The 16861-nt window shown below is 60.2% G+C and carries 21 protein-coding genes and 1 tRNA gene; all 22 read right to left on the reverse strand.

The genetic code is table 11. The features are described 5' to 3' along the window. Positions 1–38: 38 nt before the first annotated feature. The 22 genes from PMX21_RS07685 to PMX21_RS07790 all read right to left on the reverse strand — a co-directional run bounded on the left by PMX21_RS07685 (position 39) and on the right by PMX21_RS07790 (position 16860). On the reverse strand, positions 39–323 hold the full coding sequence (locus tag PMX21_RS07685) for a carbon-phosphorus lyase complex subunit PhnI (protein ID WP_271759008.1): 285 nt from the start codon (positions 321–323) through the stop codon (positions 39–41). Further along, positions 311–1000, reverse strand: a complete 690-nt coding sequence (phnH, locus tag PMX21_RS07690) for a phosphonate C-P lyase system protein PhnH (protein ID WP_215694893.1) — start codon at positions 998–1000, stop codon at positions 311–313. The genes PMX21_RS07685 and phnH overlap by 13 nt, the downstream gene beginning before the upstream one ends. Then, the gene (locus PMX21_RS07695) at positions 997–1458 is read right to left on the reverse strand and encodes a phosphonate C-P lyase system protein PhnG (protein ID WP_271759011.1); all 462 of its coding nucleotides are present in this window, start codon (positions 1456–1458) and stop codon (positions 997–999) included. The genes phnH and PMX21_RS07695 overlap by 4 nt, the downstream gene beginning before the upstream one ends. A 12-nt stretch (positions 1459–1470) precedes the next feature. Continuing rightward, the gene (locus tag PMX21_RS07700; protein WP_215694891.1) at positions 1471–2355 is read right to left on the reverse strand and encodes a PhnE/PtxC family ABC transporter permease; all 885 of its coding nucleotides are present in this window, start codon (positions 2353–2355) and stop codon (positions 1471–1473) included. Next, complete coding sequence (locus tag PMX21_RS07705; RefSeq protein ID WP_215694890.1) at positions 2355–3185, reverse strand: PhnE/PtxC family ABC transporter permease; 831 nt, start codon at positions 3183–3185, stop codon at positions 2355–2357. Before PMX21_RS07705 ends, PMX21_RS07700 begins: the two co-directional genes overlap by 1 nt. 20 nt (positions 3186–3205) lie before the next feature. After that, complete coding sequence (phnC, locus tag PMX21_RS07710) at positions 3206–4081, reverse strand: phosphonate ABC transporter ATP-binding protein (protein WP_215694889.1); 876 nt, start codon at positions 4079–4081, stop codon at positions 3206–3208. A 120-nt stretch (positions 4082–4201) separates the two neighbouring features. Beyond that, on the reverse strand, positions 4202–5296 hold the full coding sequence (locus tag PMX21_RS07715; RefSeq protein WP_215694888.1) for a PhnD/SsuA/transferrin family substrate-binding protein: 1095 nt from the start codon (positions 5294–5296) through the stop codon (positions 4202–4204). Between the two features lie 258 nt (positions 5297–5554). Next, positions 5555–6469, reverse strand: a complete 915-nt coding sequence (locus PMX21_RS07720) for a TatD family hydrolase (protein ID WP_271759015.1) — start codon at positions 6467–6469, stop codon at positions 5555–5557. Beyond that, entirely contained in the window at positions 6459–7319 is an 861-nt protein-coding gene (rsmA, locus tag PMX21_RS07725; protein ID WP_271759017.1) for a 16S rRNA (adenine(1518)-N(6)/adenine(1519)-N(6))-dimethyltransferase RsmA, read from the reverse strand. The genes PMX21_RS07720 and rsmA overlap by 11 nt, the downstream gene beginning before the upstream one ends. Positions 7320–7426: 107 nt before the next feature. Then, positions 7427–9028, reverse strand: a complete 1602-nt coding sequence (gene metG, locus PMX21_RS07730; protein WP_035136821.1) for a methionine--tRNA ligase — start codon at positions 9026–9028, stop codon at positions 7427–7429. Between the two features lie 69 nt (positions 9029–9097). Beyond that, complete coding sequence (rsmI, locus tag PMX21_RS07735) at positions 9098–9976, reverse strand: 16S rRNA (cytidine(1402)-2'-O)-methyltransferase (protein WP_271759020.1); 879 nt, start codon at positions 9974–9976, stop codon at positions 9098–9100. 6 nt (positions 9977–9982) lie between these two features. Continuing rightward, positions 9983–11044, reverse strand: a complete 1062-nt coding sequence (locus tag PMX21_RS07740) for a glycoside hydrolase family 5 protein (protein ID WP_099432625.1) — start codon at positions 11042–11044, stop codon at positions 9983–9985. Between the two features lie 601 nt (positions 11045–11645). After that, a tRNA-Phe gene (locus PMX21_RS07745) sits at positions 11646–11718 on the reverse strand. A gap of 123 nt (positions 11719–11841) precedes the next feature. Further along, positions 11842–12126, reverse strand: a complete 285-nt coding sequence (locus PMX21_RS07750) for an ATP-binding protein (RefSeq protein WP_035137167.1) — start codon at positions 12124–12126, stop codon at positions 11842–11844. Beyond that, the gene (locus PMX21_RS07755; protein ID WP_035136816.1) at positions 12126–12392 is read right to left on the reverse strand and encodes a hypothetical protein; all 267 of its coding nucleotides are present in this window, start codon (positions 12390–12392) and stop codon (positions 12126–12128) included. Before PMX21_RS07755 ends, PMX21_RS07750 begins: the two co-directional genes overlap by 1 nt. A gap of 58 nt (positions 12393–12450) precedes the next feature. Further along, a complete protein-coding gene (locus tag PMX21_RS07760; protein ID WP_271759022.1) occupies positions 12451–12810 on the reverse strand; it encodes a DUF192 domain-containing protein in 360 nt (119 codons plus the stop codon). Next, the gene (locus PMX21_RS07765; protein ID WP_195919506.1) at positions 12807–13283 is read right to left on the reverse strand and encodes a TadE/TadG family type IV pilus assembly protein; all 477 of its coding nucleotides are present in this window, start codon (positions 13281–13283) and stop codon (positions 12807–12809) included. Before PMX21_RS07765 ends, PMX21_RS07760 begins: the two co-directional genes overlap by 4 nt. Beyond that, on the reverse strand, positions 13283–15436 hold the full coding sequence (locus tag PMX21_RS07770; protein WP_271759024.1) for a hypothetical protein: 2154 nt from the start codon (positions 15434–15436) through the stop codon (positions 13283–13285). The genes PMX21_RS07765 and PMX21_RS07770 overlap by 1 nt, the downstream gene beginning before the upstream one ends. Next, positions 15408–15944 carry a TadE/TadG family type IV pilus assembly protein gene (locus PMX21_RS07775; protein ID WP_271759026.1) on the reverse strand — a complete coding sequence of 179 codons (537 nt, stop codon included), beginning with the start codon at positions 15942–15944 and terminating at the stop codon, positions 15408–15410. Before PMX21_RS07775 ends, PMX21_RS07770 begins: the two co-directional genes overlap by 29 nt. Then, a complete protein-coding gene (locus tag PMX21_RS07780; RefSeq protein WP_006235089.1) occupies positions 15880–16098 on the reverse strand; it encodes a hypothetical protein in 219 nt (72 codons plus the stop codon). The genes PMX21_RS07775 and PMX21_RS07780 overlap by 65 nt, the downstream gene beginning before the upstream one ends. A 1-nt stretch (position 16099) precedes the next feature. Further along, entirely contained in the window at positions 16100–16663 is a 564-nt protein-coding gene (locus tag PMX21_RS07785) for a hypothetical protein (protein ID WP_271759028.1), read from the reverse strand. After that, positions 16627–16860, reverse strand: a complete 234-nt coding sequence (locus PMX21_RS07790; RefSeq protein WP_271759030.1) for a hypothetical protein — start codon at positions 16858–16860, stop codon at positions 16627–16629. Before PMX21_RS07790 ends, PMX21_RS07785 begins: the two co-directional genes overlap by 37 nt. Position 16861 lies beyond the last annotated feature (1 nt).

The raw sequence follows: 16861 nt of genomic DNA on the forward strand, positions 1-16861 counted from the left end.
AGATTCTAGGACGAAGGCCGTTCTTCGTTAAACGGGCGCTAGGGCGCCGCCCTTACACCAACATTTTCGACGCGATCGGAACGGTAGGCACGCACCAAAAAGACGGCCTCCTCGATAGAACCCGACGCCTGCTTGAGGGCGATTGCAGCAACCTCGGGAGCCCAAACGGAGCCCTCAGACTGCACCTGCTCGACCGCATGCGGCATGGCCTCGATGATGAGTGCGGGATCGAGCGCGCGGCCACCCGCAACGCGCTCGCGCTCAAGCAGCTCAAGCGATGCGGCGATTGCCTGCTCGCCGCCGGAAACGGCTACATATCCCATGATTCAACCTCCCTGCAAGCGCTGGAACGGGGAACGGCGGCGATATGGCCAAACCCGTCTACAAACATCAGGTCGATGCCGCAGGGAAACTCGTCCAGACGCGCAATACGCGAGCGCAAGACATCGCCGCGATCGCACGAGAAGTGCGAAGTGCCGTCAACGCCGGGGCCACCGAGCTCCCAGGAGCTCTTGGTACACGCGTGCGAAGCGGAGCCGACGCGCAAACCCTGCGCATCCAGTCCCAAAAGCACCGAGCACTCGACGATAACCGTCGCGCCGCGATGCGGCTGTTCAAGCGTCCCCGCCGTAAGCGCAGCGATTGCACTCGCCGCGCCCTCATCTCGAAAAGCCTCCGGAACGATCACGCACGCAGCTTCGCTCGGCGCCGCAGGAGTCACGTGCGTTCGACTCGCGATCTGCCGGGCAGCACGCTCAAAGCCCGTGGTCGCCATGCAAAAAGTCGTACCGCTATCGAGCAGCATGTCCGCCAACATCAACGTCGCGGGGAATAGGCCACAGCGCTTCGCCTCGACCTCATAGGCATCCGTGACGGATAGGCGGCAAACCTCGCCGGGGCGCGCCATGCAGTCCAGAACCGTACGAAACGTTCCCTGCAGCTCGAAGGCGCGCTCGTCAAGGGACGGATCGCGATCGAAAACCTCATCCTGCTCGTTCATTTGACCACCGCCTGAACACTCATGTCCTGGCCAGACATTTCATCGAACTCGACACGCGACACATAGGTGAGAGCATCCTGTGCAGCCACGCGCTCAAACATGGCAGCACGCGCCTCCTCGACGCGGCGCTCGAGTTCCGCCAAACAAGCCGGCGCCGGATCCATTGCATAAGCGGCATCGATTACCGCGAGCGCACGAGCATGCGCGGCATCGGTTCCCATAAGCACGCCCAGGCCATCGGCCTCGCCAATGCGCACGCGGCTCTCGGTAACAAGCACCTCGCTCAGATAAAAGCGGCTGTTGCGAGCCGTCTCGCGCACCTGACACATCACAAGGCCCTGGTGCGCCGGCACAATATCTTCGGCAGGGGCGGCGGCCTCGACCAGGCCCGCCAGTTCGAGCGCAGGCGCAGGGCCGCTCTCAACCAGGACCTCGGTCCTCTCTCTTCTTGTTAGCATGCAAATCTTTCCTTAGTTATCCGAGTCGATGATGTAACGGCGACGAAGGCGAACCGAGATGAACTCGAGTGCAAACGACACAGCCAGGCATACATAGACAATCACGCCCACCTCGTGCAGGTTGTAGTAGTAGTTGCCTGCCTGATACAGCTGAAAGCCGATACCGCCCGCGCCCGCGAAGGCGCCCACGGCAACCGCGTTGGCAAAATTGATCTCAAAGCGAATAAATGTCCATGAGAGCAGTTTGGTAATGGTTGCCGGACAGATGGCCTGGAACACAATCTGCCAGAAGCTGGCACCGCTCGCAGAGAGTGCCTCGATTACATCTGCATCGATTTCTTCAATCGACTCCGAGTAGCTCTTGGTAAGATACGCGATGGAATGGAAGGAAATTCCCAGCACCGCCGCCTCGGATCCAAGGCCGATGGCCACCGTGAAGACGAGTACCCACAGAATCGTTGGAATCGCTCGGATGATAGCAACGAATCCTTTGACCGCATTGGAAACGAGCGGATTCGAGAGGTTCTCGGATGCCGCCAACGCCAAGAAAAACGAGATGATGGCCGAGATGATGGTGCACAGCACGGTAACCGCAATGGTGACCAACGTGCTCTCGGCAACCTTTGCCCAGCTAAAATGCGCAGCTCCCAACGGCGGGTCAAGCGCTGGTTGGAACATCATGGCGCAGAAATCAGACCAGGTTTGAGCGAGTGCGCGGCCAAGGTCAACCGTGCCAAAATCCATGCGCACAAACGTAACGACCGTCAAGAGGCACAGAATGCCCAGCGTAAGCACGACAGAATAGTTGCGCCCCCGGCGAGACACGAGACGAATATGCCCAGCGTGCGAACGCTCGATCGCACCGGCCGTGGCGGGAGTCAGCTCAAAAGTATCCATTAGATCATCGACCTTCTAGCTGCGTTGGAAATCGCCTCGACCACGAGCACCAAAACAATGGTCACAAGAATCACAAGGCCAGCGCAGTCATACCGAAAAGACGCGTAGTACAGGTTGAAGGCAAAGCCGATACCCGTACCGGTAAGCAAGCCCACCAACGTGGCCTCGCGAATATTGGTCTCGACCATATAGAGTGTCCAGCTCATAAGCTCTGCAACGGCAAGCGGCAGACCCGCCTGAAAGACAATCTGCCAAAAGCTTGCTCCGCAGCTGCGCAACGCCTCGATGGGGCCGCAAGGGATTTCGTCGAGCGTGTCCAGAAAAAAGCGCGTAATCTGGCCAAACGTCGCCAAAAAGAGCGCGAGGAAGCCCGTGAACTCGTTTTGCTTGAACGAAAGGAGCAACAGCAGCGCCCATGCAATCATGGGAACATTGCGAAAGATATTGGCGAAGATGCGGATGACACCGCGCACGATGCCGTTTTCGACACCGACGCTCGAGCATCCCAGCACCGCAAGAACGATACCCAGCAAGGCCGCGAGCATCGTAGCGGCGATGGAATCGAACACCGTCGAAACCACCTGCGTGGCAATTATGCCCAGCTGTCCTAACGACGATGGCGTAGGGCAAAAGTTCTGCAGCATCCATGCAAGGGCAGCGGGTACCGAACCCAAGGCATATCCAAAGCTGAAATCGCCGACAAGCGATGCCCCCTCGGCAACCAAGACAACGGCCGCAACTACTGCGAGTGCGCGAAGCTGACGCCTTCTAAACCAGCTCAAATCGGGAACCTTCCCCGCTTTCGCATTGCCAAAAGAGCCTGTGGACATGGCGCCGCACTCCCCCGCGCTCATCGCAAGGCTCCAGAAGGAACAGCGGAAGCCATGCCAACAGATGCGGGTGTCGCGCCAGCTTGGGGCCCTGACACCGGAACGGAAATGAAGCCCTCTTCTCCATCGCCGTAAATCACCGCGATCATCTGGGGGGTCAGCTCGGCAGGCGCACCCTCGAACACTTTCGCGCCCGCACGCAAGCCCACGATACGATCGGAAAACTCAAGTGCCATATCCACCTGATGCAGATTGACGATGCAGGTGATGCCATGCTGACGCGTCACGCGGCGCAGATGCTCCATGACAGCACGGCTGCTCTTGGGATCAAGGCTCGCGATAGGTTCATCGCATAGAATGATGCGGGGATCTTGAATAAGTGCGCGGGCGATACCCACGCGCTGCTTTTGTCCGCCCGAGAGCTGATCGGCGCGACGATAGGCAAACTCGCCCAGGCCCACTTCGTCAAGCAGCTCGAACGCACGGAGCTTCTCGGCTTCGCTGTAGAGGCCCAGCGACCCCGCCACAGCACCCTTGTAGCCCAGACGCCCATGCAGCACGTTTTGAATGGCGGTAAGGCGATACACCAGGTTGTAGTTCTGAAAGATCATGGCGATCTGCGCGCGCACGCCACGCAGCTTGTTGCGGCGCAGATGCGTAATGTCCCGACCATTAAAGACAACCGACCCCTCCGTGGGCTCGATGAGGCGATTGATGCAGCGCAAAAACGTCGACTTGCCGGCGCCTGAAGGACCGATCACCGCAACCAGTTCTCCCTCGCCGCAAGCAAAATCTACGCCGGAAAGCGCGTGATGCTGCTCCCGTGCACCTCGTTTGCCCTCGTAGCTTTTGGTCAAATCGCTCACCTGCAAGAGAGGCTGTGCGTTCTGTGGCATTTCCATGCCCTCCCATCAACGTCGAGGCCGGACGCGGATATTCGCGCCCGGCCCGTTTTGGCAGCGGCGAATCGTCTACGCGATGCCGCCCATCTGCACGTGTGCGCGCAGGGACATGCATTAGTCAAGCGCACGAATGGGGTCGTACCAGGAGTCCTCGACCGCGATGAAGCCGGCGGTATCACCCAGGCTCCAAACGGCACCGGTGCCCTCTTTATCCTCGGGGGCAAAGAGCAGTTCGTCTTCAGAGGTCTCCTTGGAGGTCAAGCCCTTGACGAGCTTGTCGATGATCTCCTGCGGGACCTTATCGGTGTTGACGGCGATAGGCCCGTTGAGAACCGGGGTGGACTGGATGATGCCGAACTTCTTGCCCTGAACGCGATCGAAGGGCTGGGGAGCGTCGGCCTTGACGGAGTAGACGGAACCGGCGGCGTTCACGGCGTCGCGCTCGCCTTCGGGGACATCAAGATAGGTGTCGACGTCGACATCGTCGAAGGCGGCAACATCGGCATCACCCTGCAGCAGGTTGACAGCAGAACCGGGGTGAGAGTTACCAAAGAGTACCTGGGAGAAGAAACCCGGAGTACTGAGCTCGTCGGAGGACTTCACGTCGTCCGGGAACGCCTTCATAATGGCGTTGCACGGAACCTTGAAGCCGGAGGTGGAAGTAGCGGAGACAAAGCTCATGCGCTTGCCCTTGATGTTCTTGATGGAATAGCCGCTCTCCTCGGCGCTATCCGCGTAAGCGCTCATCTCGGCCTCGGGCACGCAGATGCGGCTGTAGTACTTGGCGCCGTCGAGCTTGCCATCGGTGTCGGAGGTGGTCACAAGCGGAAGAACCTTGCTGTTCTTCTTCTGGGCCTGGATGAAGCCCTCGGCGCCCATGTTGGCAAGCTGAGCCTTGCCGGAAGCGATAGCCTCGATAGCGACGTTATAGTCGGTGGTGGTCATGAGCTCGACCTTGACACCGGCGTACTTCTCAAGAACCTTGCCAAACTCCTCGCGGCCCGCGTCGAACTCGGAGCTGGACTCGTTGGGCAGCCAGACCATGGTAAGTTTATCGATAGAAGCGGCATCCGAGCCAGCGGTCGCCGCACCACCCTTACCGTCGACGCTGCCGCAACCGACGAGACCGAGGCCGAGCGTCACGGCACTCGCGCCAAAAAGGCCCAAGAAGGACCGGCGAGAAATTTGCTTGTTCTTGATATCTGCCACAATCTTCTCCTTACAACACAAGAATGCACCGGAGGGACCGGGGGTTCTATTTGTCCCGTCCGGCGATGACGTGGTAGATATTAGGGTTGTGGGCAAGCCGTTTTTCGATCAACGGCAATCGCTTGTCATATGCTTGCGCGAAGATGCGGGAACATGACGCGAACCGTAGGCACTTATTAATAGAAACGCCCCGTCGTAAGCTCAAGGGCAGGCATAAGGCAGGTAATAGACCAGTTTTGTCAGCCCCTTGGCAGCCGTTTATAGAAAAAGTTTGCAGGCATTTTCCCAAGCGGCTCGCGCGATTGCTTCGGCATTATCGCCGGTGCGGTCGACACGGTCGTTGACCAGCGCGTTTGCCGTAATGGAAATCATCGCGGGCTCGCACTCGAGACCGCGAATAGGCTCTGGGGCCATGTACGGGCAATCCGTCTCGAACAAAATACGGTCGAGCGGTGTTGCCGCGAATGCCTCGCGCACCTCGTCGTTGCGTTTAAAGGTAGCCGCGCCGCCATAGGCGATGTAACAACCCAAATCCACAAAGCGCTCCATTGTGGCTCGGTCCTCGCCAAAGCAGTGCAGTACGCAACCGGCCTGGGGCACACCCACCTCGCGCAGTACGTTGTACGCATCAACGTGCGAGGTGCGCTCCCCATCCGAGTCCTCGTGACGCAGGTGCAGCTCCACCGGCACATTGCGGCGCACGGCAAGCTCGAGCTGGCGCGCCATGCAATCAATCTGCACGTTATGGGGTGCCGGCGCGATATCGTCGTCATAGTCCATGTGATAGTCCAGGCCGATTTCGCCAATACCGGCGCATAAGGGGTCATCAAGTGCCGCAACGACCTGTGCATGAACGTCGTCGGTATAGTCCGGCGCGCCATACGGATGCACGCCGGCAAGATACTTGATCTGCGGAATATCCTGCATCGGAAGAATCTCGCGCACCAGCCAGTCGCTATAGTCCGCCACGCTGCGCTTGTCGGCAATGGGGTCGAACATCGTCACCAACAGGTCGACGCCCGCGGCTTTGGCGCGCACGAGCGTCTCGGGCACATCCTTGCCCCAAAACGAAAGCAGATGTGCATGCGTGTCGGCAAGCGGCGCCAAGGGCACGGGACAAGCAACCGTCTTCTTTTTCTTGGTAAACGTCACGCGTTCGGCATTAGGCGTCATGGATTAGCTCCCGGGCCAGACGGACAAAGTCGGCAACATCGAGCGTCTCGGCGCGCGTGGTGGGTGCGATACCGCAAACCTCAAAAGCGGCATCGAGCACGTCCTTGGCAAAACCGTTGGCGCTCATGGAATTTCGGATGGTCTTGCGCCGCTGAGCAAATGCAACGTCGATCACACGAGCCACGAATTCGCGATCGAGCCCCTCGGGCACCACGCCGTCAACACGGTCGATACGCACGACGGCCGAGTCCACGTGCGGCGCTGGCATAAAGCAACGCGGCGGCACCTCAAAGCGACCCGTCACCTGCGCATACAGGCCGAGCTTTGCCGTATAGCCGCCATAGGTCTTGTTGCCCGGCACTGCGGCAATGCGATCGGCAACCTCCTTTTGCACCATGACGACGGCACGCTTGAGCGCCGGCATCGTCTGGAAAAATTGCAAAATGATCGTCGCCGCCACGTTATAGGGCAAGTTCGCGACAAATACCGTGGGCTCGCCGCCGGCGGCCTGCTCAATCTGCTCCGGGCCCACCTTAAGCGCGTCGCTCATGATAAAGCGGAAGTTGGCATAGTCGGCGGCATGGGCGTCGAGCACCGGTTCGAGCTCGGGATCTGCTTCGATCGACGTGACGCACGCCGCCTCCTGCAACAGCGCAAGCGTGAGCGTGCCAACGCCCGGACCAACCTCGAGCACGCGCTCATCGCCCGCAAGCTCGGCAAGCTCGCAAATGCGCTCGATCACATGGTTGTCGATCAGGAAGTTCTGGCCCAGGCGATGCTTGGTCGCAAGGCCAAACTCCTCCAGCAGCTCCCTTGTTGCCGTGGGGTTTGCCAAAGGCGAAGTTGTCATAGTTGCCTCCTTAGCATGATGGCGGCGTCTTGAAACGAAAGGGCATGGACCGTGGCGGCCATGCCCTTACATCTAAACAGCAAATTGCCGATATGGCGCGCCGCGTCTTAGCCCAGACGCGGGAACAGCGGCTCGCCCTTCTCGACAGGCTGACCGCCGGCAAGCAGGCCCCAAGCGCAAATGCCCTTGAGGTCGTCGGTCGCGGCCTCGTCCTCGCAGGACAGGCGGCGCAGGGCCTCGGCAGAGGTCTGAGGCATGAGCGGCATCAGCAGGTGGGCGGCAATGCGGATGGCCTCGAGCAGGTTGTAGATCACAAACGCCAGCTCGTCAGCCTTGGCCTCGTCCTTGGCAAGTGCCCAAGGCTCAGAGTCCTCGATGTAGTGGTTGGCGGCATGGATGAGCTCCATGACCTCGTCCTTGGCTCCGCCGTAATCGAGCACGTCCATCTTGGCCATGTAGCGCTCGACCAGACCATCGGCGATCTTTGCCAGCGGGTTGTCGAACGCATCGAACGATGCGGGCTTGGCGGGCGCGCAACCATCAAAGTACTTGCCGCTCATGTTGAGCGAACGCGAGATAAGGTTGCCCCAGCTGTTGGCCAGGTCGGCGTTGTAGACCTGCTCCATGCGATCGAAGCTGATGGCGCCGTCGGTGCCGGGGACCACATCGGTCATGAAGTAGTAGCGATAGCCCTCAACGCCCAGCATATCGATAACGTCCTGCGGAGCGATGGCGTTGCCGCGGCTCTTGGACATCTTCTCGGCCTTGCCGGTCTCGGCATTGCGCACGGTCAGGAAGCCGTGGGCAAAGACGTGCTCGGGCAGGGCCTCGCCGATGGCCATGAGCATGGCGGGCCAAATGACGCAGTGGAAGCGGATGATGTCCTTGCCCACGATGTGGAACTGCGCGGGCCAGCGATAGGCCAGCTCGGCACGCGCCTCGTCGGTGTCGACACCGTAGCCGACGGCCGTCATATAGTTGAGCAGCGCATCGAACCACACGTAGGTCACGTGACCCTCGTCAAACGGGACCTGAATGCCCCAGTCAAAGCTCGTGCGGCTCACGGAAAGGTCGTTGAGGCCGCCCTCGACAAAGCTGCGTACCTCGTTCATACGGAACGCAGGCTCGACAAAGTCGGGGTGCTCATCATAGAGCTTGAGCAGCTTGTCCTGGAAGGCGGAAAGCTTAAAGAAGTAGGACTCCTCCTGCACGCGCTCAAGCGGACGGTGGCAGTCGGGGCACAGGTGCTGGCCGACGCTGCCGTACTCCTCGTCGCCCTTCTGGACCTGCGTATCAGTGAAGTAGGTCTCGTCAGGCACGCAATACCAACCGTCGTAGCTGCCCTTATACAGGTAGCCGGACTCCTTCATGCGCTCCCACAGGTACTGCACGGCATGATGCTGGCGCGGCTCGGTGGTGCGGATGAAGTCGTCGTTGGAGATCTCGAGCTTGCTCCAAAGTTCCTTGAAGTGCGGAGCCTGGCTGTCGGTCCACTCCTGCGGCGTCATGCCATGCTTGGCTGCGGCCTCGGCGACCTTCTCGCCGTGCTCGTCCATGCCGGTCAGGAACTTGACGTTATAGCCGGCGGAGCGACGATAACGGGCCTGAACGTCGGCGATGATGGTGGAATAAGCCGTGCCCAGGTGCGGATCGGCGTTGACGTAGTAGATGGGCGTCGTGATAAAGAACGAAGGCTTGCTTTGATCCATGGGGTTTGTCCTCCAGAAAAACGTTGCATACAGGGGATGATTCTAGCGCAAGGGCTGGATATCCTCCATCTATTGCATATCGAGCACCATGGCATAGACATCGCGCTTGCGGCGCGAATACTTCTGAGACAGGCGCTTGGCCACCGCAGAGGCGGGCTCCCCCTCCTCGAGCGCGGCGCGGATATCCTCGCGCAGGGCCTCGTCGGGATCCGCTGCCGCGGCGCCAACCGGCACGATACCGGCCTCCTCATCCTCGCTCGGCGGCGCGATGACCAGCGCAATCTCGCCCTTTACCTCGCCGCGAGCACGCAGCTCCTCGGCAAGCTGAGCAGCGGGCCCGCGCAAGACCTCCTCGTGCAGCTTGGTGAGTTCGCGGCAGACGGCAACCTCACGCTGGGGAAAGACCTCCGCCACGGCCTCGAGCGTCGCCACGATGCGATGTGGAGACTCGTAGAAGATGAGTGCGCCGGGCACCACGGCAAGGCGCTGTAAACGGCGCACGCGGTCGCCGTGCTTTCGGCCCAAAAAGCCCTCGAAGAAAAAATGCTCGCAGGGAATGCCGGACGAAACGAGCGCCGTGACGCAAGCAGAGGGCCCGGGAATAACTTCAACGGGCACATCGGCCTCACGCGCCGCCTCGACCAGCGCCTGTCCGGGATCGGACACACTCGGCATGCCGGCGTCCGAGGCAAAAGCGAGGGTCTCCCCCGCCAGCAGACGGTCGACCAGGCCGACGGCGCGGCTGGCGATCACATTCTCGTCGCAACGGACAAGCGGCTTGGAAATGCCCAGATGCATCAGCAGCTTTGACGTCACACGCGTGTCTTCGCAGCAGATGGCATCGGCGGCGGCAAACGCCTCGCCAACGCGCGGGGACAGGTCGCCCAGGTTGCCGATGGGCGTGCCGACCACATAGAGTTTGCCCGTATGGGTGCTGTTTTGCGTCATATCAACCTATTCAATCATGCCGCGCTCGAGCGTACCGAGCGCCGCGCGGGCGTCCCATGCTGCAATGCGCTTCTCGGTCTTCCACGTTTGGAAGAACCAACCGGCAGCCGGCGCAAACGAAGCCAGCTGGTTGGCGATAAACACGCGCTCGTAGGCATTGCGGCCCTCGGGCGTAACCGACGAGTTGGCAAAGATCGCCGCGCCCGACCATTCGCCCACCAGCACGGGGAACCCAGTCGAAATCGCTTCTTTAAGCTCGCGCTTGTTACGGGAAATCGCCGTCGTCAGCCCGCGGGGGCTCGTGATATCGAGCGCATACTCGTCGCGGTAATGGTACAGGTGAAGGTCCATGTAGACGTTCTTGTACTTGGCGCCGCGCATAAAATGCTTCCACTCGCTGGGATGCCCCGAAGACGAAAAGACGACGATCTTATCCTCGGGCATATACGAACGGACGAGCTCGTAGGCATCGCGATAGAAATTGCGCAGGTAGTGAGCCGGAATGCCATCCGTCATGGCAAAAAGACTCTTGCGGACACTCATCTGCGGCGTATCCAGCAGCTCAATGCCCAGCAGGCTCTCGGCCTCGCCGTAACGCTCGGCCAAGCGCTCGAGCACGTCGAGTGCGACATGGCGGCCGTTAGTGGACGAATGCCACTCGGCAACAGCCTCCGGCGTGGCGGGCGAATCGTTGGAATCGCCCTGGCCACCGGGCACAGTCGCCAGGTCAAGCAGCACGCGAATGTTGTACTTGGCAGCCCACTCAATCGCGCGGTCGATGTAATCGACAACCGAGATGTAGGAGGCATCGGACTCCTGTGAGCCAAAGGCATACCAAGGCACCGGCAGGCGCACGGCGTTGAGGCCGATCTGCGCCATGCGACGGAAATCATCCTCGCTCACAAACGTCTCGTAATGACGGCGCATGCGCTCGTTATAGGCGGCGGTGCCCATGGCCTCCTGCAGCTCGGCCGCGTTGGATGCACCGGTCGCCGCGTACAGCGACGGGGTCACCCAAGGCTCGGGAATAAACCAGCCAGAGAGATTAACGCCGAGTATCCTCTCCATCACTGCCCCCTTCGGATCGTGCAGGCTGAGCCTGCATCGTATTGCACAGGAAAAGTATCGTTTTGAGTATACCCGCGCGTGCGGACAGACGACCGAACGGTCTGTAAAGTGGCGCAAAAGCGGGAGGAATATCTGGGCGGGCCCGAGATGGCGCGCCGAGATGTACATATGCGCCGGAAGTAGGCGGCCGAAAAGCGCATCCCGTTCTGAGCGCGGGATCTGGGACGCAGTTTCCGCCAAAGACCGCAAAAGGAAAGCACATCCCATTCTGACGCCGGATTCCGGGTCGCGCTTTCCCAAGCGGCCTCAAAGCGGAAAACGCATCCCACTCTGAAGCCAAATTCCGGGACGCAATTTCCGCAGAGCCCTCAATAAAAGAAAAGGACCCCTTTGCAGAGGTCCTAGTCAATTCAAGGTGGCGGGGAAGGGAATCGCGCCCGCGCTCCGCGCGTGCGGACCGCTGCGGCGCTTCGCGCCTTGCGAGCTGCGCTGGCAAACGCTCACGCGTTTACTCAGCTCCGCGCCCTCACGGGGTTCGATTCCGTGTGGGGACCACATAAAAGAAAAGGACCCCTTTGCAGAGGTCCTAGTCAATTCAAGGTGGCGGGGAAGGGAATCGAACCCCTGACACGAGGATTTTCAGTCCTCTGCTCTACCAACTGAGCTACCCAGCCATTTGAGGTGTGCCTTGTTTCAAGGCTTGATTAGTATAACCAAGGACGCGTTCCGGTCAACCGAGAATTTAAAAAAAGTTTTTGAGCACAGCCTCGGTTCTATAAATCGGCACGTCAGAGGCATCAGCCGGCAGCAAGAAGTTTTTCGCTCAGAGCCGCACGGGCAAACTCACTTGGCGTCATCCCCTCGGCAGCCGCCCGTCGACGAATGGCCTCCTTCATTCCCAGAGGAATCTTGACCGACAGCGTTGCCGTCCCCTCACCTGAGAGCGGGGGCCGTCCATGCACGATCCCACCAACGGTGTGTTCGCCATCCGGAAACTCTCCGCGCTCGTACGACTCGCACCACGCGTCAATCATTTCATCCGTTACAACCTGACCATTAGCGGCCGTATACGTCTTGCCCATCATCGACCCCTCTGCCGAGCTCGCTCGATCTCTTGCCAGAATTTCTTCTGAACCGGAGACAGGGCATGAATAATGAGCCATCCACGAATTAGTTCGACCGCAACAAGTTCCACACTTCGACCATCTGGAAGCCATCCAATGGCAAGCCATCTCGGCGGCTCGTCCTCCGACTCGCGGCGAATGCACTCAGTAACCGCGAACCAGGCACCTAGTACCTGCTTTTCCGTCAAGTGTTTTTTGGCGTTCGGATGGATCTCAACATCCATGCATCTTCTCCTCCATCTTACCCAATTTCGTATGACGAAAGTCCACTGTCGCCAATTCTTAAGCCGGCACGCGTTGGAGAGCAGGGGTCGAAACAATGATTGAAGGACGCTCTAGTACGGCCCAGGCGCCGGGGCAGGAGCACATGCGCCAAGGGCGGACGTTTTCGTAGCGCGCGAGGATATTGCCGTCGCGATCGATGAAGGCGATGTCGATGGGATAGGCCATAAAACACGTATGGACCGAAGAGCAGCGTGGAAACGCCATGACGAGCGGCAGGCCGTTGGCGGCAACCGGACGCCGTCCCAGCATGCCGCGCAGGCGCACGACAAACGACTCCGCCACCACAAACTCGGCCGGCGTCCAACCCAGCCTATTGAGTGCCCGCGCGTAGGCGATGTAGGACGAGACCGCGGTCACATGACCACCCCCGGACGCCATGGATCGACCGTCACCGCACGCTCGTGCGACAACGTTGTCGGCGCCCCCAGCGGAACGCCAGCGATGCTGAGAGAAGTCGGCCACGGCTCATAGTGCATGGTGCAGGTGTAGGTCCTAAACGTACCGGATAGGGAGAGCAGGCCACCATCCGATGCCTTCGCGCCTTGCTCGCTCGACACTTCGATCTGTAAGTCATAGCCTTCCATGGCATTCAGAATTTGAGTCTGAACCGTCGCCGAGGCATCGGCAGAGCTTTCGTCGCCCTCCCCCTCCGACGCCACGGCATGCGCTAGCACGATGTCGGGCACCACGCGGTCGAAGCGCGCGACAGCGCTGGCAAAGATCATGACGTTGTACACGATGAGTGCCAGCACCAGCAAAACGGGCGTAACCACTGCCATCTCCACCGTCGCTTGGGCGCGCTCCTCGCGCAGACGCATGCGGATACTCATTACGACCCACCGCCCAGAGCGCCAACCAGCGTGGCGACATCGACGGTGAGCGGGATGGAGCCGCCGCCGGGCAGAGGAATCTCCGCAAGTGTAAACACCGTACCGCTAATGGTGCGTTCGACTTGATATTCCAACGCCTCGCAAAGCGCCTTGGGATCGGTCACGCCCAACGGAATACTTCGCAGTTTGTCTTGCGCTTGAGAGAGACCCGCAATGTCAGACCCCGGACTCTTAATGATATTGGCGGAATCGGTCAGCACCGGTTTTCGCAGGCACAAGTCGCACGGTTCCAAACCCAGCGCCGCCACGGACGCCGAAACGGTATCGCCGAGCCACGATGCGATGGAGCCCAACGCGCCGCTGCCCCCTCCTAGGCCTTTAATCATCTCGTCCATAAGTTCGTCGGCTGAGCCTTGGATATCACCGTATCCCACGAGTAGCCGTCCCCAAACATCCATGACGCCGTCGAGCACGCCGGCAACGCCGCCCGAGCGTTCCTTCAATGTCGAGAAAAATCGCGAAAGCACGTTGTTTTGCGCCGTCGCCTCATCGGGCGCCAGCACCGCGGCAGAGATAGCACCGCGATCGCCAAGCCTGACTGCCGCGTTAAACGAGGAGTTAAGTTGATCGGGGCTGGTAATGTCACCCGAAACTGCAAAGGCGACCACGCCGTTGCGGCCAGGTGGGGCGATACGCGGGCGCTCGCCGGAAAGCTCCTTGATGGCCTGGTCAAACGCATTGCCTGCACGGTCGGCCTCGTCCTCGGTCTGACGCTCGAGCTCGAACTCTTTGTTGCGGCATTCGACGTAGTCTTCCAGGGCCTCTTTGAATCGATCAAAGTGGTACTCAAAGCCGTTTTCGATAGAAGTCGAAGGAGCCGCAACGGCACCGAGCGACGAAACACCAAAATGGCATCTATTGCATTTGTCCTGCCCGTCATAAGCAGCAACCGAGGCCAGCCCGCATGGCGCCCCCTTCTTATAGTTGGGGCAACTCGTTCCGTAATGCAGATACGTCTTGCCATCGATGGCACTGGTTGGCCACACCGTATCGGTATAGAGTTCCGTCGCTCGCACCTCGTCAGTGTTGCGCGGCAACAGCGGGATATAGGAAGCGACTTCATCTCCGTCCTCGGTTACATATGCACGATTGACCTCTGTACTCGCATAGGTGTAAAACGCCTTGCGCGCCGCCGACTCCGCCTTCGTCTCGACGCTTGAACCATGCGGTTTTTCGTCTGCCAGGCGTTGACGGTAGTAGGTCTTCGCGCGGTCGAACGCCACCTGTGGCTCCCACGAAATGCTCGAGGCATAATGCGGGTTCTGCTCACCCGAGAGCTTTGCCAAACTCCTCGCACGTTCCCACATGCATGAACAGCTACCGACCGAAGCCGGAACCGATCCACCACAATCCGCCAGCCAAGCGCGCTCTTTAGCCTTCGCCGTGTCCTCAGAAGCCTTCCGCAGCTCCTCGGCCGCACGCTCTAAATCATCTGATGTGTCTTTAATGGTATCGGTCGAGATCTCTGACCCTTTGAGCGCAGCGAAGTCCGATTCGGATGTCCTGGGCACGGCAAGCGCCGTACCGGTATAGGCCACACTATCGGTATCCTGCGCCGACACCGCCTGCGTGGCACGCGCGGCGATCAGATATGGCAGAGCCGTCTCGATTTTCTGTAAGCCTTCCGATGCGCTTTTGGCAAACTTGTTGCGCGTTTTAATGATCTCAATCCCGGTGTCGACCATATTGCCGGCAACTGGTTCGGCACCTGGGATGAGGATGGCGACCAGGCCCGTCCCGATTGTGGCAAACCCCGCCAGCCCCAGACTCAAGATGCTCGCATCAACCACCGTGGCAGCCGTGTGATAGGACGACACTACGTTGGCACCCGCCAGCGCGCCGCTATCGGCCGCCACCTGGGTATCCCCGGCACGCGACATGCTCCATATCGCCGCGGTCGACGAAAACAACAACGTGAGCACCACTAGGATGACCACGGCAGAAGAAAGCGTGGTGTAGGCACCGTCTTCGATAAACAGATCGACACCGGCGCGGCCCATAAAGCCGCCTCGTTTGCGATGGCAGCTCGGACGGCGCGTCAAAACGCATCTAGACCAGAAACGCTTAATCCCATGCAACAATCCACGAATCATAATCTCCCTCCAGCCATTCGGGACGCGATTGATACGAGACATCGACCTTGAGCTCAACGTAGCCGCCCTCGGCGGTACCACCCATAGCCTGCGCAAACGCACCGATCACAGGCAACGGCTTGACCTCGCCGGAAACGGACACGGACGAGACGCCACCCGCACCGGCCCGGCCAAGCTCGATATCCCACGACAACGGCCCGCCGGCATGAAAGATCGAAACGTTGGGCACTGCGGCAAGCCGGCGGCGGGTGAACTCCTTAAGATCGTCGTCCTCCGCCGTCGTCGTGGTCATGAGCCGCGCGGTCTCGGCGGCGGCAGACTCCATGACCGCGCGCGTATAAAGCAGGCACACCGGTTGCAGTGCGAGAAGGATGAGCGTCAGAAACGTCGGCAGCAAAAAAGCAGCCTCGACCGTAGACTGCGCCCGGTCCTCGCGCGCGATATCAATACAACGCGATGTCCTTAGCGCCCGCGGCGGCGTCGATAACCGACATCGAGGCAACGCCATGGGATGCCGCCCGCTCAACCAGCGCTGCCAAGCGTCCATCGGTGCCAGCACGCCAAAGTCCCGCAATCGCCAGCACGATCGATAGCAGCGCCACCGTGACGATGGCGTATTCCACAGTCGCTTGGGCAACCTCTTCACGCAGAACGCCATGCATTTCACGATCCCTCCTTTGAGCTTATTGTTTGCGGGACCAGGCGCACCGCGCGCAGACGACACGAAGCATCGCCAGCATCCGCGGCAACCGTCACCATATCGACCCAGCCGCGCCCATCGCGCACGATGGCGCCCCATACGTTGCCCTTAATATCGAGATAGCCGCTCAGGGCGAGCTGGGCCGTTGGCACCTCGCGGTAGGCGCGTAACATATCCGCCGCTGCCTCGGTCATCGGTCGGTCCTCGGACCATGCAAGCCGGACCGCAATCGCGTTGTCCTCAGGCGAATCCGTCGCAGTGCCAGACCGCTTGTCGAGCGTCCGCAGAAAGGTTTGCGCCGTGACAGCGACATCCGAATCGTCCGCATCTCGCATCTCATCTTTTTGAGACGCCACCGCCGAATCTGAGCCCGAATCGAAGGCGGCCCCAGGACGCTGCTGCCGCGCGGCGTTAAGCCCCCAAAGCACCGCCGCTATCGCCACGGTCAGGCAAGCAAACACCAGCAGCACCCCGATGGGGCGCTCGCCCTCTACAGGCTGTTTATGCCCTCGCTGATAGCGTTCCATAGATCTTGGACCTTGCCTTTAAATGCAACGATGGCAATAATCGCGATCACCACAAGCACACCCACCAAAATGGCGTACTCGGTGGTACCCTGCGCGCTCTCCTCCTGCAACAGCTCCTTGGCATGCTGGCGAGCGCGAATCGCCCGGCAAAACGCCCAGCCCTGGACCTTGCCAGCAGCGTCAGTCATCGTGTTCATG

The organism is Collinsella aerofaciens, assembly GCF_028209885.1.
Taxonomy (GTDB): domain Bacteria; phylum Actinomycetota; class Coriobacteriia; order Coriobacteriales; family Coriobacteriaceae; genus Collinsella; species Collinsella aerofaciens_BA.

Excerpts from the sequence above, each read along its gene's own strand:
- PMX21_RS07720 (WP_271759015.1), bottom strand. The coding sequence starts at position 6,469 with ATGACGCCTAATGCCGAACGCGTGACGTTTACCAAGAAAAAGAAGACG.
- PMX21_RS07750 (WP_035137167.1), bottom strand. The coding sequence starts at position 12,126 with ATGGGCAAGACGTATACGGCCGCTAATGGTCAGGTTGTAACGGATGAA.
- metG (WP_035136821.1), bottom strand. The coding sequence starts at position 9,028 with ATGGATCAAAGCAAGCCTTCGTTCTTTATCACGACGCCCATCTACTAC.
- PMX21_RS07790 (WP_271759030.1), bottom strand. The coding sequence starts at position 16,860 with ATGAACACGATGACTGACGCTGCTGGCAAGGTCCAGGGCTGGGCGTTT.
- PMX21_RS07755 (WP_035136816.1), bottom strand. The coding sequence starts at position 12,392 with ATGGATGTTGAGATCCATCCGAACGCCAAAAAACACTTGACGGAAAAG.
- PMX21_RS07705 (WP_215694890.1), bottom strand. The coding sequence starts at position 3,185 with ATGTCCACAGGCTCTTTTGGCAATGCGAAAGCGGGGAAGGTTCCCGAT.
- PMX21_RS07740 (WP_099432625.1), bottom strand. The coding sequence starts at position 11,044 with ATGGAGAGGATACTCGGCGTTAATCTCTCTGGCTGGTTTATTCCCGAG.
- PMX21_RS07770 (WP_271759024.1), bottom strand. The coding sequence starts at position 15,436 with ATGATTCGTGGATTGTTGCATGGGATTAAGCGTTTCTGGTCTAGATGC.
- rsmI (WP_271759020.1), bottom strand. The coding sequence starts at position 9,976 with ATGACGCAAAACAGCACCCATACGGGCAAACTCTATGTGGTCGGCACG.
- phnH (WP_215694893.1), bottom strand. The coding sequence starts at position 1,000 with ATGAACGAGCAGGATGAGGTTTTCGATCGCGATCCGTCCCTTGACGAG.
- phnC (WP_215694889.1), bottom strand. The coding sequence starts at position 4,081 with ATGCCACAGAACGCACAGCCTCTCTTGCAGGTGAGCGATTTGACCAAA.
- PMX21_RS07785 (WP_271759028.1), bottom strand. The coding sequence starts at position 16,663 with ATGGAACGCTATCAGCGAGGGCATAAACAGCCTGTAGAGGGCGAGCGC.
- PMX21_RS07685 (WP_271759008.1), bottom strand. The coding sequence starts at position 323 with ATGGGATATGTAGCCGTTTCCGGCGGCGAGCAGGCAATCGCCGCATCG.
- PMX21_RS07765 (WP_195919506.1), bottom strand. The coding sequence starts at position 13,283 with ATGAGTATCCGCATGCGTCTGCGCGAGGAGCGCGCCCAAGCGACGGTG.
- PMX21_RS07780 (WP_006235089.1), bottom strand. The coding sequence starts at position 16,098 with ATGCATGGCGTTCTGCGTGAAGAGGTTGCCCAAGCGACTGTGGAATAC.
- rsmA (WP_271759017.1), bottom strand. The coding sequence starts at position 7,319 with ATGACAACTTCGCCTTTGGCAAACCCCACGGCAACAAGGGAGCTGCTG.
- PMX21_RS07700 (WP_215694891.1), bottom strand. The coding sequence starts at position 2,355 with ATGGATACTTTTGAGCTGACTCCCGCCACGGCCGGTGCGATCGAGCGT.
- PMX21_RS07695 (WP_271759011.1), bottom strand. The coding sequence starts at position 1,458 with ATGCTAACAAGAAGAGAGAGGACCGAGGTCCTGGTTGAGAGCGGCCCT.
- PMX21_RS07775 (WP_271759026.1), bottom strand. The coding sequence starts at position 15,944 with ATGGCGTTGCCTCGATGTCGGTTATCGACGCCGCCGCGGGCGCTAAGG.